Annotated in this window: 11 protein-coding genes and 7 tRNA genes; all 18 read right to left on the reverse strand. The window is 62.7% G+C overall.

Annotated elements, in window-relative coordinates; genetic code table 11:
• Position 1: 1 nt before the first annotated feature.
• The 18 genes from carA to VGG89_03590 all read right to left on the reverse strand — a co-directional run bounded on the left by carA (position 2) and on the right by VGG89_03590 (position 14,644).
• The gene (carA, locus tag VGG89_03505) at positions 2–1,093 is read right to left on the reverse strand and encodes a glutamine-hydrolyzing carbamoyl-phosphate synthase small subunit (GenBank protein ID HEY1975595.1); all 1,092 of its coding nucleotides are present in this window, start codon (positions 1,091–1,093) and stop codon (positions 2–4) included.
• Positions 1,086–2,369: a dihydroorotase gene (locus tag VGG89_03510; GenBank protein ID HEY1975596.1), complete on the reverse strand. Its 1,284-nt coding sequence runs from the start codon at positions 2,367–2,369 to the stop codon at positions 1,086–1,088. The genes carA and VGG89_03510 overlap by 8 nt, the downstream gene beginning before the upstream one ends.
• Positions 2,366–3,271: an aspartate carbamoyltransferase catalytic subunit gene (locus VGG89_03515; protein ID HEY1975597.1), complete on the reverse strand. Its 906-nt coding sequence runs from the start codon at positions 3,269–3,271 to the stop codon at positions 2,366–2,368. The genes VGG89_03510 and VGG89_03515 overlap by 4 nt, the downstream gene beginning before the upstream one ends.
• A gap of 8 nt (positions 3,272–3,279) precedes the next feature.
• On the reverse strand, positions 3,280–3,822 hold the full coding sequence (gene pyrR / locus VGG89_03520; protein HEY1975598.1) for a bifunctional pyr operon transcriptional regulator/uracil phosphoribosyltransferase PyrR: 543 nt from the start codon (positions 3,820–3,822) through the stop codon (positions 3,280–3,282).
• The gene (locus tag VGG89_03525; GenBank protein HEY1975599.1) at positions 3,822–6,446 is read right to left on the reverse strand and encodes a valine--tRNA ligase; all 2,625 of its coding nucleotides are present in this window, start codon (positions 6,444–6,446) and stop codon (positions 3,822–3,824) included. The genes pyrR and VGG89_03525 overlap by 1 nt, the downstream gene beginning before the upstream one ends.
• 32 nt (positions 6,447–6,478) lie before the next feature.
• The gene (locus VGG89_03530) at positions 6,479–6,832 is read right to left on the reverse strand and encodes an STAS domain-containing protein (GenBank protein ID HEY1975600.1); all 354 of its coding nucleotides are present in this window, start codon (positions 6,830–6,832) and stop codon (positions 6,479–6,481) included.
• Positions 6,829–7,374 carry a hypothetical protein gene (locus tag VGG89_03535; GenBank protein ID HEY1975601.1) on the reverse strand — a complete coding sequence of 182 codons (546 nt, stop codon included), beginning with the start codon at positions 7,372–7,374 and terminating at the stop codon, positions 6,829–6,831. The genes VGG89_03530 and VGG89_03535 overlap by 4 nt, the downstream gene beginning before the upstream one ends.
• A 246-nt stretch (positions 7,375–7,620) precedes the next feature.
• The gene (gene clpX / locus VGG89_03540) at positions 7,621–8,880 is read right to left on the reverse strand and encodes an ATP-dependent Clp protease ATP-binding subunit ClpX (GenBank protein ID HEY1975602.1); all 1,260 of its coding nucleotides are present in this window, start codon (positions 8,878–8,880) and stop codon (positions 7,621–7,623) included.
• 27 nt (positions 8,881–8,907) lie between these two features.
• Positions 8,908–9,516 carry an ATP-dependent Clp protease proteolytic subunit gene (locus tag VGG89_03545; protein HEY1975603.1) on the reverse strand — a complete coding sequence of 203 codons (609 nt, stop codon included), beginning with the start codon at positions 9,514–9,516 and terminating at the stop codon, positions 8,908–8,910.
• Positions 9,517–9,667: 151 nt separating this feature from the next.
• Positions 9,668–11,008 carry a trigger factor gene (gene tig / locus VGG89_03550; GenBank protein ID HEY1975604.1) on the reverse strand — a complete coding sequence of 447 codons (1,341 nt, stop codon included), beginning with the start codon at positions 11,006–11,008 and terminating at the stop codon, positions 9,668–9,670.
• Between the two features lies 1 nt (position 11,009).
• Positions 11,010–11,081 (reverse strand) — tRNA-Gly (locus tag VGG89_03555).
• 29 nt (positions 11,082–11,110) lie between these two features.
• Positions 11,111–11,192: transfer RNA gene (locus tag VGG89_03560), tRNA-Leu, on the reverse strand.
• 96 nt (positions 11,193–11,288) lie between these two features.
• Positions 11,289–11,360 (reverse strand) — tRNA-Lys (locus tag VGG89_03565).
• Positions 11,361–11,367: 7 nt separating this feature from the next.
• Positions 11,368–11,440 (reverse strand) — tRNA-Lys (locus VGG89_03570).
• Positions 11,441–11,476: 36 nt separating this feature from the next.
• A complete protein-coding gene (locus VGG89_03575; GenBank protein ID HEY1975605.1) occupies positions 11,477–14,275 on the reverse strand; it encodes an EAL domain-containing protein in 2,799 nt (932 codons plus the stop codon).
• A 64-nt stretch (positions 14,276–14,339) separates the two neighbouring features.
• A tRNA-His gene (locus VGG89_03580) sits at positions 14,340–14,416 on the reverse strand.
• A 26-nt stretch (positions 14,417–14,442) separates the two neighbouring features.
• A tRNA-Arg gene (locus VGG89_03585) sits at positions 14,443–14,516 on the reverse strand.
• Positions 14,517–14,565: 49 nt separating this feature from the next.
• A tRNA-Pro gene (locus VGG89_03590) sits at positions 14,566–14,644 on the reverse strand.
• Positions 14,645–14,717 lie beyond the last annotated feature (73 nt).

The following is a 14,717-nucleotide window of genomic DNA, read 5'->3' on the forward strand; positions in this document are numbered from 1 at the left end:
ATTACAGATCCCCTAGCCATTGCGCGAAGAGGCGGCGGGCATCGTACGGTCCGGGCGACGCTTCGGGATGGAACTGGACGGCTGCGATCGGCAGCGAGCGATGGCGAAAGCCTTCGTTCGTTCCGTCGTTCAAGTTGGTCATCGTCGGTTCGAGCTCGGACGGGAGCGATCGGGCGTCAACGGCATAGCCGTGGTTGTGCGCGGTGATGATGACGTCGCCGGCGACGAGATCTTTCACCGGCTGGTTACCACCGCGATGTCCGTACGGCAGCTTGTACGTCTGCGCGCCGCACGCCAGTGCCAGCAGTTGGTGACCCAGACAGATGCCGTAGAGCGGCTTGCGTCCGATGAGACCGCGCAAGGTACCGATGGTCTGCGGAAGGTCGGTCGGATCGCCGGGACCGGGCGAGATGAACACGGCGTCGGGTTCCAACGCGAGGATCTCTTCTTCGGTGGCATTGTACGGCAGCACGGTGACTTGCGCGCCGAGTGCTTCGAGCTCGCGGAGGATCGCGCGCTTGACGCCGCAGTCCACGAGTGCGATGCGTGCGCCGCTGCTCGAACCTTCGCAAAACGGGCGCTGCGTAGCAACGCTCGGAACGAGCTCCTTAGTGCTGGCCGTGCGAACGAAATCCGCCAGCGTCCGCTCGGCCCGTTCGAGCGCGGCTTCGCCCACCGCTAACGCCGCCCAGATCGTTCCGTGCTCGCGCAGCGCGATGGTGATTGCACGCGTGTCGGCTCCCACCAGCGTCGGGACCTTTTGTTCGTCGAGCCACGACGGCAGATCGCGCTTGGCGAGATGGTGCGAGGGATGATAGGCGATTTGCTTGATCACTGCGCCGGCGACGCACGCGCGCGAGTATTGCGCCGCCGTCCCCGACACGCCGTAGTTGCCGATCATCGGATAGGTAAACGTGAGAATCTGCCCGGCGTACGACGGATCGGTCAACGCTTCTTCGTAGCCCGTCATTCCGGTATAGAACACGGCTTCGCCCAACGCGGTGCCTTCGAATCCAAGACCGCGTCCGTCGAATCGGCTTCCGTCGGCGAGAAAGAGCGCGGCGCGGGGTGCGGGCATGTCGGGACTAGCCATTGTCGGGGGCTCGATAGAAAACCTCGCCGCCGACGATCGTGCCGATGCAGCGGCGCGGCAAGATGTGCCCCGCGAACGGCGTGCTCTTTCCTTTGGAGACGAACCGCTCGGGTTGCACGCGCCACGGCCGGTCCGCGAAGATCGTTACGTCGGCAACGCTTCCCGGAGCGAGCGTGCCGCCGGCAATCCGTAAGATCCGCGACGGGTTCGTAGAGAGCAGTTCGACGAAGCGCAGCAGCGGAAGGTCCGGAAGCGCGGCCGCATACGCGCCGATCGCGACTTCTAATCCGGAGAAACCAACCGCCGCATGCGTCAGATCGCCGCTTTTTTCGGCGGCCGTGTGCGGCGCGTGATCGGTTGCGAAGACGTCAATCGTTCCGTCTCGCACGGCGTCGCGCAGCGCGCGCACGTCGTAGCTGGTGCGCAGCGGCGGGTTGACCTTTGCCGCCGGTCCGAGCTGGCGAACCGCGTCGTCGGTGAACGTCAGGTGGTGCGGCGTGACTTCGCACGTGGCTTGCGAGCCGTGGACGCGCGTGTACCGAATCAGCTCCAAGCCGCCGCGAGTGGTGAGATGCGCGATGTGCCACGCCTTGCGAGTATCGGCCGCGATCAAGAGATCGCGCGCGACGATGACGTCTTCGGCGACCGCCGGCGCTCCGGCAACGCCGAGCGCGTGCGAGACGATGCCGTCGTTCATCACGGCGTTGCCTTTGATCGCCTCGTCCTCGCAATGCGAGATGAAAGGCCCTCGCACGCCGCTGGCTACCCGCGCGGCGTCGCGTAGGACGCGAGCGTTGCCGATCGTGTTGCCGTCGTCGGAGAACGCGACCGCGCCGGCGCGCGACAACGCCGCAAAGTCGCAAAGTTCGCGTCCTTGGCGCGCGCGTGTGATCGCGGCTATGGGATAGACTCGACAGCGGGCCGAGCGCGCGATTTCGGCCGCCAAACGTTCGAGCACGTCGGGCGCGTCGAGCGCGGGATTGGTGTTGGGCATACACGCCACGGCGGTAAAACCGCCGTGCAATGCCGCGTCGGTTCCCGTGGAAACGGTCTCCTTTTCGGAATAGCCCGGCTCGCGCAGGTGCACGTGCATGTCGATGAACCCGGGAGCGACGATCGCATTGTTCGCGTCGAAAACGTCTTCGTCACCGGCGAGCGGCAAATCGACGCCGATCTCGGCAACGATTCCGTCGGAGACGCGCACGTCGCGTATGGCGTCGAGTGGAATCGACGGATCGACGACCCGTCCGCCGCGAATCAGCAGTGCGCGCTTCACGAGGTGCCGTTAACGAGAAAGTCGAGCACGGCCATCCGCACGCCGACGCCGTGAAGCACCTGCTTGGCGTAGCGCCAGCCGGCGAACTCGAGGACCGACTCGTCGAGCTCCATCCCGCGGTTGTACGGTCCCGGATGCATGATGACGGCGTTCTCCCGAACCTTCTCGAGCCGCTTGCGATCGAGGCGGTAAGCGGCGACGTATTCCTCGTCGGTGATGGGCATCGAGTCGAAACGTTCGCGCTGAATGCGCAACAGCATCACGGCGTCGACTTCGGGCAGAATGGCGTCGAAATCGCGCTCGATACTGATACCGTCTCGACCGTACGTCGCGGGCAGAAACGCGTCCGGTCCGACCAGCATCACCTTGGCTTTGAGGCGGCGCAAACCGCGAATCGTCGAGTGCGCGACGCGGCTGTGCAGGACGTCACCGACGATCGCGACGGTGCGTCCCTCGAGCTCGCCGAACTCCTCGCGCAAGGTGTAGATGTCGAGCAGCGCCTGCGTCGGATGGGCGTGCGCGCCGTCACCCGCATTGACGACGTGCCCGTCGAACGACATCGCGACGCGCTGAGGAAACCCGGCTTCGGAATGCCGCACGACCAGAACCGAAAATCCCATGGCGCCGAGGGTGATCGCGGTATCCTCGAGCGTTTCGCCTTTGGTCGCCAGGCTGAGATCTTTAGGTGAAAGGTTGACGACGTCGCCTCCGAGGCGAAGTTCGGCCAAGTTGAACGACGCAAACGTGCGCGTGCTCTGCTCGAAGAACATGTTCGCGCAAGCGTGACCGGTCAGCGTTTGTTCGGCCTTGCTCTGTTCGAAATGCGCCGTGCGCTCGAAGATGTAGGTCAGTTCGTCGGCGTTGAGGTCGTCGAGATCGATGAGGCTTCTGCGAATTCGCATCGAGTTGCCTAGTCGGCGCCCTCGAGGACCTCGACCTCATCGGTCGGCGAGGGCTCGGAGGAAAGCGTAACGCTGATGCGTTCGCGGCGGCTCGTCGGCACGAAGCGGCCGACGTAATCCGGCTGGATGGGCAACTCGCGCAGGCCGCGGTCGACGAGCACGCATAGACGGATTGCGGCCGGGCGTCCCAGATCCGTCACGGCGTCGAGCGCTGCGCGAATCGTCCGCCCGGTGTAGAGGACGTCGTCGACCACGACGACGGTTTGCCCGGAGACGTCAGCCGGAATTTCCGACTCGGGCATCTCGTGGGTTACGCGGTCGTCGCGATAGAGATTGATGTTGAGAAATCCGAGCGCCGGTGCGTGTCCCGAGACGCGCGCGATCTCGTTTGCCAAACGCGTCGCGAGGGCTTCGCCGCCGCGGCGAATGCCGAGCAGGACGACGCCCTTCTGAGCTTCCTCCGGCTCGAGAATCTGGTGCGCGAGACGCGCGACGATGCGAGCGATTTCGTCGGCGCGAACCAGCAGGCGGCGCTTTTCGGTAGGCGTCATCACGGTTTCGAATCTCCCTCGCTCGTCAACTCGGTCAGGGCGGATTCCGCGTGAACGAGCTCCTGACGATATCCTTCCAGCTTCGAGCGCTCCTTCGCAACCACGTCTGGGGCGGCCTTGGCGACGAACTGCCCGTTGCCGAGCTTTCGTTCCAACCGTTCGACCTCGCCGTGAAGACGCGCGATGTCCTTGCGATAGCGATCTTCGAGCAAGGCTTTGGGCGCCTCGGGCCGCACGCCGGCCAGCGCTTGAGCGAGCGTATCCCCGGCCGGCGGGCTTTGACGCACGGTGCCGGCGCAGAGGTGCGCCAGGAGTGCCGCGACGCCGGCATCAACGTTCGCGGGGACGTCGAGTACGACGCGCTCCTTCGGCTGCAAGCCGATGTCGGCGCGCAGGTTGCGAATGCGTTCCGTCGCCTCGCGCACGAGCTCGAAGAGCGTTGCCGCGTCGCGGTCGACCGGGACCTCGAGGGCATCGGGCCACGTGGCCGTCATGATCGTCTCCCCGTCGTGTGGAAGCGACAGCCACACTTCCTCGGTAATGAAGGGCTCGATCGGATGCAGCAGCCGCATGGCGTTATTCCAAACGAAGGAGAGCACCCCGGCCCGCGTCGCGGCGTTTTCCGGAAGCTTCGTCGCTTCGAGGTACCAGTCGCAGAACTCGTACCACACGAATCGCCAAAGCGTCTCCGCCGCGCTGCCGAAGTCGTAACCCGTGAACGCCTGGGTTACGCGCTCGATCGTGTCGTGCAGGCGCGCGAGGATCCAACGGTCGGCGAGCGTTAGCGTCGCGTGCTTGGGTAAGGTGAGCGCGCCGGGCATCGGCTCGGGCAGTGCGAGCATGTAGCGCGTCGCGTTCCAAATCTTGTTGTTGAAGTTGCGAGCTTCTTCCGCGCGGGACTCGGAGTATCGCATGTCCTGCGATTCCAAACGCATCTGGCGTAGGATAGAAAGGCGGAATGCGTCGGCGCCGTACTGAGCTGCGAGGTCCATCGGGTCGATCGCGTTACCCAACGATTTGGACATCTTGCGGCCTTGAGCGTCGAACACCAGCGGAGTAATCATCACGTCGCGGAACGGCACATCGCCCATGAAGTGAATGCCCAGCATAACCATGCGCGCGACCCACAGAAAAATAATTTCCTGCGCCGTGACCAGCACTTGTGAGGGATACCAGCACTGAAGTTCGTTCGTTTTCTCCGGCCATCCCAAGATCGAGAACGGCCACAACCCACTGGAAAACCACGTATCGAGCGTGTCCGGGTCCTGTACGAGCAGTTCCGGCGGCGTATGATGATCGCGCCGTGCGATCTCTTCGGCTTCTTCTTTTGTCTCTGCAACGATGGGAGCCTCATCGGGCGTGTACCAGACGGGCAGTCTGTGGCCCCACCAAATCTGCCGTGAGATGTTCCAATCGCGAATGTTCTCCAGCCACTGTTCGTATATGCGGCCGCGGGCTTCAGGAAAAAACCGCAAACGGCCGTCGCGATAAGCTTGCAACGCCGGCGCCGCGAGCGTTTCCATCTTTACGAACCACTGCAGCGATAGAAGCGGCTCGATGACGTCGCCGGTCCGCTCGCTAATCGAGATCGCGTGGCGGTACGCTTCTTCTTTGACGAGCAGTCCTTTGTCGCGCAGCGCGGCGACGATGCGCGCGCGCGCTTCGAACCGGTCGAGTCCGTCGTAGTCGCCGACCGGCACGTCGCGACCGGTAATCCGCGCGCGCAAATCCATGATCGACGGCATCGGCAGATCGTGGCGCAATCCGATCTCATAGTCGGTCGGGTCGTGCGCCGGCGTGACCTTGACGGCACCGGTGCCGAACTCCGGATCGACGTTTGCGTCGGCAACGACGGGAATCGCGCGTTCGAGCATCGGCGGCAACAGCACGAACTTCCCGACGAGCGCGCGGTACCGTTCGTCCTCGGGATGCACGGCAATCGCAACGTCGCCGAGCATCGTCTCGGGACGCGTGGTAGCCACCGTAATGCCTTGGGCGGCGTCACCGTCGAGCGGATAGCGCACGTACCATAAGGTGGCGTCGCGTTCGACGTGGTCGACCTCGGCATCCGAGACGGTCGTCTTTCCCTTAGGGTCCCAGTTGATCAGCCGCTTACCGCGGTAGATCAATCCCTCGCGGTAGAGCTGCACGAACACCTTGCGCACGGCGGCCGATAAGCCGTCGTCCATCGTAAACCGCGACCGTTTCCAGTCGGGACCAAAACCCAGAACGCGAAACTGTGCGTCGATCTCGCCGCCGTACGTGCGCGACCACTCCCACGCGCGCTCGACGAACGCCTCACGGCCGAGGTCTTCGCGCGTCAGCCCTTCCTTGGCCATCTCGCGGACGATGACGGCTTCGGTGGCGATCGCCGCATGATCGAGCCCGGGCAGCCAGTCCGCGTTGTTGCCGAGCATACGATGGAAGCGTGTGAGTACGTCCATCGGCGTGTAGGTCGAGCCGTGGCCGAGGTGAGCCCGGCCCGTAACGTTGGGCGGCGGCATGCAGATAATGAACGCGGGCCGAGCCGGGTCGGGCTCCTCGTGGAAATAGCCGTGCTCTTCCCAGCGGCGGTAGAGCCTGGGCTCGACCGCGCGGGGATCATATTGCTTGGGAAGCTCCATGGATTCGCGCCTCTTTTGGCGCCACGGGTGGGCTAGGCCTTGGGGAAGAGTCCGGGGACGTCCTCGAGGCGCTTGACGATCTTGAACTCGCGGTCGAAGTTCGTGATGTCGAAGATTCGCTGCACGAGCGTGCTGGCGATCACGAGCGTGACGGAGCCGCCGCGAGCGGCCGTGACGTTACGGTATCGCACTAGCGCGGACAACGCCGTCGAATCCAAAAACTCAACGGCGCTCATGTCGATGACGATCATGTCTGCCGAAGGCATCGCTGCAAGAGCGCGTTGGAAGTCGGTGACATTGGAGATGTCAACCTCCCCGCTGAGCGTGAGCACAGGGGTATCGTCGATCGTTCTCAGCGTGAACTCACCGAAAACGTCCTCGGTCAATTGGTCCCCTTCTCGGCGAGCGTTTTCGTTAGGCTATCGAGGAGAATCTGACGCTTCTGCTCGGCCGGCGCGGCGGCGTAGAGGGGGAACTCCTCGCCGAGCATCGCTTCCAAACCGTCCTTGATGAGGCGTTCGGATTCGGGCGACGGTCCGCCGTTGCTGCCGTCGCGCGTGACCGGACGAAGAAGGCCGTCGATCAAATCGGCATCCAGCAGCCGCAGCAGCGTAGCTTCGCACGGCTGCAAGCGATAGACGTTGCGCCGCGGGCGCGTTCCGGGGAACGTCTGGCGCTCGCGCTCGATGAAGCAGAGCTCCTCGAGCACCGCTAGGGCTTCGAACACCATCGAGGTGCTATAAAGACCTAGGTCACCGCGAATCTGATCCGTCGTCGGGTGGCACTTCTCGTTCCGGCTGCACAGCATTGCCAGATACGCGTACATGCAGACTTGACGCGGATTGAGGATTTGAAAGAGAAACGCGGACCACCACGCCGGAATGGGCGCGAGCGGATGACACTCCTCGCGATCACCAGATTCGTTCACTGCTCGTGCGGTCATTATGAAGATGCCTCGTTCCGGCCTATGCCCAGTTGCTCCAGAAAATCGGAGCCAGGACTTTACCGCCGCGCGGCAGGCGCCAAACTGGGACCAAAAAGCAAAAAAGCGCTCGTCAGCGCTCAAGAATGTGGATTACGGTGGAGATTCGTTCTCTGATTAGGAGCCAAACGGGCGTAATGTACTAAGGTACATAAGCCCTTTGGCGACGACGCCGGAGGGCGAATATCCGCCCTAAGCCGGCATGTCTTTCTTTTGTTCTTGGTAGATGAGGGTCGGCTGTTCTTTCTTCTCGATGACGTCTTTATTGATGATGCACTTCTTGACGCCTTGGAGCGACGGCAGATCGTACATTACTTCGAGCATCGTCTCTTCGAGGATCGACCGCAGTCCGCGAGCGCCCGTCTTACGGCTCTGCGCTCTGGTCGCAATCGCGACGAGCGCGTCTTTGGTGAACTGCAAGTCGACGCCGTCCATGTTCATGATCTTTTGGAACTGACGAACCAGCGCGTTGCGCGGTTCGGTGAGGATCCGGCGCAGGGCAAGCTCGTCGAGCGCGTCGAGGGTGACCACTATCGGCAGACGCCCGATGAACTCGGGAATCAGGCCAAACTTCAGGAGATCTTCGGGCATCAGTTGCTGCAGCAGCTTGCCGACGCGAAGTTCTTTTTTGCCCTCGGGCTGCGCGCGGAATCCCATGTTGTTCGCGGCGACGCGCGACTCGATGATCCGCTCGAGACCGTCGAAAGCACCGCCGCAGATGAACAACACGTTGGTCGTGTCGATCTGGATGAACTCTTGGTGCGGGTGCTTGCGGCCGCCCTGCGGCGGCACGTTGGCAGTGGTCCCTTCGAGAATCTTCAGAAGCGCCTGCTGAACGCCCTCACCGGAGACGTCTCGCGTGATCGACGGGTTCTCGCTCTTGCGCGCGATCTTGTCGATCTCGTCGATGTAGACGATGCCCTTCTCTGCGCGCTTGACGTCGTAGTCGGCCGCTTGAATGAGTTTGAGCAAAATGTTCTCGACGTCTTCGCCGACGTATCCGGCCTCGGTCAGCGAGGTGGCGTCGGCCATGGCCAGCGGCACGTCGAGAATTTTGGCGAGCGTCTGCGCGAGATACGTCTTCCCGGAACCCGTCGGTCCGACCAGCAAGATGTTGGACTTCTGCAGCTCGACGTCGTCGGCGGTGCCGCCGGCGTTGATGCGCTTGTAGTGATTGTAGACGGCGACGGCGAGCGACTTCTTCGCGCGCTCCTGACCGATCACGTACTGGTTGAGGATGTGATTGATCTCTTTGGGCTTGGGAATGTTCCGCAGCCGCAAATTCTCGTCGACGTTCTTGTAGAGCTCTTCTTCGATGATCTCGTTGCAGAGCTCGATACACTCGTCGCAGATGTAGACGCCGGGACCAGCGATCAACTTGCGCACCTGCTCCTGCGACTTTCCGCAGAAGCTGCACTTGAGTTGACCCTTCTCGTCTCCAAAGCGGAACATCGTGGTTCCCGGTCGTCCTCTCTCGACTTAAGCCGGTAGCGGCAGGCTCGTGCGATCTTCGATGATGGTATCGATTATCCCGTAGTCCTTCGCCTCCTCGGCAGTCATATAATAGTCCCTATCGATGTCCCGGAGAACCTGGTCGATGGGTTTCTTGGTCGTTTCTTCATAGATTCTCGCGACCGTTTGGCGGGTAGCGATCAGGTCGCGGGCCGCGATCTCGACGTCGGTTGCTTGACCGCCGATCTGGGAGACCCAGGGCTGGTGAATCAGGATTTTGGCGTGCGGGAGCGCGTAGCGCTTGCCTTGTGCGCCGCCGGTTAGGAGAATCGACCCCATGGACGCGGCCATGCCCATGCAAATGGTGGCGACGTCCGGCTTGATGAACCGCATGGCATCGAACATCGCCAACCCGGCCGTGACGCTGCCGCCCGGCGAGTTGAGGTACATGTCGATGTCCTTATCGGGGTCTTCTTTCTCGAGAAAGAGCAGCTGCGCGATCACCAGGTTTGCCAGGTGATCGTCGATTGGTCCCCCGACGAACACGATGCGGTCTTTGAGCAGACGCGAGTAGATGTCGTACGCGCGCTCCCCGCGCGCCGACTGCTCCACAACCATCGGAACCAGATGTCCCAAGACATACCTCCCCAAAATTTGCAAACACATTTTGGGGACCCCGAATCTCTTTACAGGCACTCCGGCGCTACGCGCCTGCGCGCCCCCCTCGGGCAGAGCCCGCGGGGCCCCCAACTTCTTTAGCTTACTTTATATCTTCTTGTATCTCTAACTACGACGCGGGGCTTTGGGTTTCTTCGGTGACGGCGGCGTTGTCGATAAGGAAGTCGAGCGTCTTGTTACGCACGATTCCGTCCATCAAGGAGAGCAAGCTATTCCCCAGCGCCTTCCGAATCCGCGCGACGGGTTGGCCGTATTGCCGGGAAAGGGCTTCTAATTCTTGCGTCACGTCGGCCGGGGTTGCGGCGATATGCTCGATCTTTGCGATCTGCTCGATGAGAAGCGTCGTTTTTACGCGGCTTTCGGCTTCCGTGCGCAGCTCGGCGCGCAACTGTTCTTCGGTCTTTCCGCTCTCGGTGAGATACTCTTCGAGCGTCTTCCCGGAGCGCGACGCGTTACCGGCCACGTCGCTCATCAAGTGATCGACTTCCGCGTCGACGAGGCTGGGCGGAAGCGGAAAATCGTGCGATGCCGACAGCTTTTCGACGATTGCGTTACCGACGATGCGGCGGCCGCGCGATTCGGCAATCGCTCCGAGGCGCTTACGCACGTCGTCGCGCAGCTCTTCGAGCGTTTCGTTCTTGGAGACGCTCTTAGCGAACTCGTCGTCGATCGCCGGAATTTCCAGCTGCTTCACGTCGTGCAGCGTGATACCGAACGTAGCGGTTTTACCGGCTAGGCGTTCGACGGAGTAGTCGTCGGGGAATTGCGCCTCGACGTCCTTGGCTTGCCCGGTGGACATGCCCGCGATTCCGTCGACGAAACCGGGAATGAAGCGGTCGCCGCTGAGCTCGGTGACTTGGTTCTGCGCGGTACCGCCGTCGAAGAGCTCGCCGTCGATTCGGCCCTCGTAGTCGATCGTAACGACGTCGCCCAACTGGGCGGGACGCTCCACCGGCACCAGGGTGGCGCGATCCTTGGCCAGGGCCTGGAGGCTGCGCTCGACGTCGTCGTCGGTGACCGTCACGGCCGGCCGGGACACGGCTAGACCCTTGTAATCCTTGAGCTCGATCTGCGGCCTTACTTCGACCGTCGCCTTGAGGCGCGTGGGGCGGCCCTCCGTCTCCTCGACGACTTCCATGCGAGGCCGGTCGACCGGGTCGAGGTCGTGCTCGCGGACGGCGGCGGCGTAAGCGTCGGGAAGCACTTCCTCCATCGCCTGACTCGTGATCGCGTCGGCGCCGTAGGCTTGCTCGAAGACCTTGCGCGGGATCTTCCCCGGGCGGAATCCGGGAAGGCGCGCCTTCTTCACGAGGCGCTTGAACGCGCGCTCTTCGGCTGCCGCGAGCTGGTCGCTGGTGATGGGAATCTCGAGCTCGACCTGCGTCGGTGCGAGCCGGTTCAGTGTTGACGTGCTCAGGATGTGCTTCTCTGCTGCGAACTGAAGAAAAATTAGCGGAAGACGAGATTCGAACTCGCGACCCTCGCCTTGGCAAGGCGATGCTCTACCACTGAGCTACTTCCGCGCGTTGGTACGGCTTGGCGCCGGGCAATTTGGGCAAGCAGAGACTCGAACTCTGACGGGTTGCCCCACTGGAACCTAAATCCAGCGCGTCTGCCAGTTCCGCCACTTGCCCGGGCGACCCGGATAAATAGAACGCCTTGGGGCCTTCTCCTGCCGTGCGGGAACGAAGCGGCCCCTGCGGCGACGCCTGCAGGGGCCGAAAGGTTTTTGCACCGCCAGGGACTCGAACCCCGAACCAATTGATTAAGAGTCAACTGCTCTACCATTGAGCTAGCGGTGCATGGACGTGCGCCCTCCGGGACTCGAACCCGGGACCAACGGATTAAAAGTCCGCTGCTCTACCGACTGAGCTAAAGGCGCTCGCTTTTCCTGCCCAAGAAAGTATAGCGCGGTTCGTCAAGCCGATGCAGTCCGCGGTGCGCGACCCAGGACTTCGGGATACAGCGTAACCATCTCGGCGGCCGAGATCGGACGCGCGTACAAGAAACCTTGCGCGAGGCGGCAGCCGGCATTGCGCAAGATCTCGCGCTGACGCACCGTTTCGACGCCTTCGGCGACGACTTTTACGTCGAACGCCTCCGCTAAAGTCATCAGCGTGCGTACGATCGGTTCGCTCGCGAGCTCGCCATCGTTGCCCGAGACGAATCCGCGGTCGATCTTGATCGCATCGACTTTGAACTGCTGCAGATAGCGCAGCGACGAGTAGCCCGTGCCGAAATCGTCGATGCATATCTTGAAGCCGCGATCGCGAATGCGCTCGAGCATCACGTTGGCGCGGGTTCCGCTGTCGAGTACGACGCTTTCGGTGATCTCGACCGTGAGATCTTCGGGCGACAGGCCGTGATGCTCGATGGCTTGCACGAGCGCGCGCTCGAAATCCGTATCGACCAACTCGGCGGCCGACACGTTGACGTGCATGGTGAAGTCCATGCGGCCGTTACGATTGCGCCGCCATTGCGAGAGCTGCTCGCAGGCGGTGTTGACGACGAACCGTCCGATCGGAGTAGCCAGGCCCGTCGTCTCGGCAATGGGCATGAACTCCATCGGGCCCATGACGCCTTCGCTGGGGTGATCCCAGCGCAGCAACGCTTCGCAGCCGACCGGCGTGCCGTCGACGATGCTGACGATCGGCTGATACAGCAGACGGAATTCGCTGCGTTCCAGCGCCTGGCGGATATCGCTGGTGAGCTGCAGCCGCTTCTGCGCCCGGTCGTGCATCTTGGAGTCGAACAGCGCGTAGCGCGTCCCGCCGCCGATCTTCGCGTGCTGCATGGCGATCTCGGCGTCGCGCATCACGTCTTCGGCGTGTTCGTAACTCGCCGAGCCGATGGCGATGCCGACGCTTCCGCCGAGGTAGATCGACCTGCCGTTGATGTTGATCATCTTAGAAAGATTGTTGAGGATCCGGCGCGCCACCGATTCGACGTGCAAGATGTCGCCGAGCGACTGCAGCAGAATCGCGAACTCGTCGCTTCCGAGCCGCGCGACCACGTCGCGCGCGTCGACCGACGAGCGGAGGCGCTGCGCCACTTGCGTGAGGACGCTGTCGCCGGCACCGTGCCCGAGGCTTTCGTTAATGTCGCGGAAGTGCTCGAGATCGATGAACAGGACGGCAAAGAACGAGTCGAGCAGCGCGGTGGCTTCCTCGAACCGCCGCCGGAGCTGTTCCTCGAAAAGCCAGCGGTTGGGCAATCCGGTGAGCGAGTCGTGCGTCTTGTCGTGCAGAATGCGGCGCTCGCTGTGTTTGAGCGCCGTCTTGTCGCGAAACATGCAAATCGCAAAGAGCGGTTTGCCGTCGTGTTCGTGTACGACCGAGATCGTCGCGTCGGTCCAAACCTCTTGTCCGAGGGCCGTTCGGAGATGCTGCTCGTATTCGAACGTCTCGCGCTCGCCGGCGAGCAGCTCGGCGAGTTCCTGTTCGTGTCCGTCGAGCGCCGCGGCCACGCTGTCGCCGAACAGCGCGCGAAAGACTCCGTTCGCGTCGACGACGTGCCCGCCGCGGTCGAGCACCGCGATACCGAGCGCGGCGCCCTCGAAGACCGCGCGGAACTGCGCTTCGGTCAAGCGTAACGCTTCCTCGGCCTTCTGGCGAGCGAGCTCGACGGCGAGCCGTTCGGATTCTTGCTGTGCGCGCGCCAGAGCCTGGCTGCTGCGGAACGCGACGACTTGCGCGATGAGCAGCATGAGCCCGACGACGAGCAGCGCGCCAAGGAGCAGCGCGATGTAAAAGTAGGTGCGCTTCTCGTTATAGATGCGGGCGCGTTCGCTCACCATCGCGTCCATGCCGCGTGAGAGCTGGTACAGGAGTTCGCGCGACGCCGCTAGTGCGGGCGCGGCTGCGGCCTCGATGCCGTTTGGATCGACGGTGGGGCGATCCTTGTAGAGCACCTGGCTCGAAAGGAGCTTGTAGACGTCTCTTCCGGCCGCTTCGTATCGCTTGACGAGCGGCGGGATCGCGTCGAACTGCTTCGCCTGCGCCGGCACGAGCGTCTTGAACATCTTCACGACACCAGGGATATCGTTTCCGGACAGATCGTAGTCGCCCTGAACCGTTCCAATGGCGTTCGAAAAAGCCAAACGCTCGCGCAAGGTCATCCCGCCGTTGCGTACGGCGAGGATGGCCCGAACGACCGAACTCCGCAGAAAGTCGGCACCTTCGGGGGCAAGGCTAAAGACGATTTGCGCGACGTTCTGCGTCTGCTGATTGTCGTAGTTGAGTCCGCTGCCGTTGTCGAGATCGTAAATCAGCGCGTCGATGTGGCGCGACAATCGGCTAAAGAGTTGTACCGCGCTCGCTCCCGGCGGCGCCTTGCGAAGGTCGTCCCAAGCGCGCTGTGAAGCCGCCCAGTCACCGTTGGGATCGAACTCGGCCGCTGGGCCGGTCTTTCCGAAAAGCACGTCGATCGCGCGCATCCGCGCGTCGATGACGCTGCGCAGCGCGTTCGTGCGCATCGGCGTATCGCCGAGTACCAACGAATAGCGAAAGTCGGAGATCGCGTCCCACGTTGCCGTAAGGTCTGCAGCCGATCGCAGTGCGAGACGGTCCTTATCGAGCGCGGTGGGGCTTAGGCCGCCAAGCGCGTCGAGCCGCGAAATCTGCCAGAAGACGACGCCGAGAAGCACAGCCGAAACGACAGTGACGATAATACCCGACCACTGCGTCAAAGCCCGAAGCGTGGCAGCCCGGCGGACCATCGACCAATCTTCGCGCCTCTCTCAGGCACTACATCTTTAGGACTAGGTAAGGAATGAGGTTGAGTGGGGTGACTGACGGGACTTGAACCCGCGGCCTTTCGGGTCACAGCCGAACGCTCTAACCAACTGAGCTACAGTCACCGCGCTGCTTTTGGGCGCCGGATTTTCGCGCCCGGAGGGACTCGAACCCCCATCTTCGAGTTTAGAAGACTCGTGCCTTATCCTGTTAGACCACGGGCGCAAGATTTCGGGGGCGAGGTACCCCCGCTAGGATACCATGCCCCCGCAAGTGGTCGGGGCGACACGATTCGAACGTGCGGACCTCCCGCTCCCAAAGCGGGCGCTCTAACCAAGCTGAGCTACGCCCCGATCGACCTAAACCAGCCGAACTGCGCTATCGTACGCCTTCTATGGCAGTTCGCGCAACGGACGTCGCATTTCG

Source organism: Candidatus Baltobacteraceae bacterium, from assembly GCA_036488875.1.
Taxonomy (GTDB): Bacteria; Vulcanimicrobiota; Vulcanimicrobiia; order Vulcanimicrobiales; family Vulcanimicrobiaceae; genus JAFAHZ01.

Coding starts and splice junctions, on each gene's coding strand:
- pyrR (HEY1975598.1), bottom strand. CDS start 3,822: ATGACGCCTACCGAAAAGCGCCGCCTGCTGGTTCGCGCCGACGAAATC.
- VGG89_03525 (HEY1975599.1), bottom strand. CDS start 6,446: ATGGAGCTTCCCAAGCAATATGATCCCCGCGCGGTCGAGCCCAGGCTC.
- VGG89_03515 (HEY1975597.1), bottom strand. CDS start 3,271: ATGCGAATTCGCAGAAGCCTCATCGATCTCGACGACCTCAACGCCGAC.
- VGG89_03575 (HEY1975605.1), bottom strand. CDS start 14,275: ATGGTCCGCCGGGCTGCCACGCTTCGGGCTTTGACGCAGTGGTCGGGT.
- clpX (HEY1975602.1), bottom strand. CDS start 8,880: ATGTTCCGCTTTGGAGACGAGAAGGGTCAACTCAAGTGCAGCTTCTGC.
- carA (HEY1975595.1), bottom strand. CDS start 1,093: ATGGCTAGTCCCGACATGCCCGCACCCCGCGCCGCGCTCTTTCTCGCC.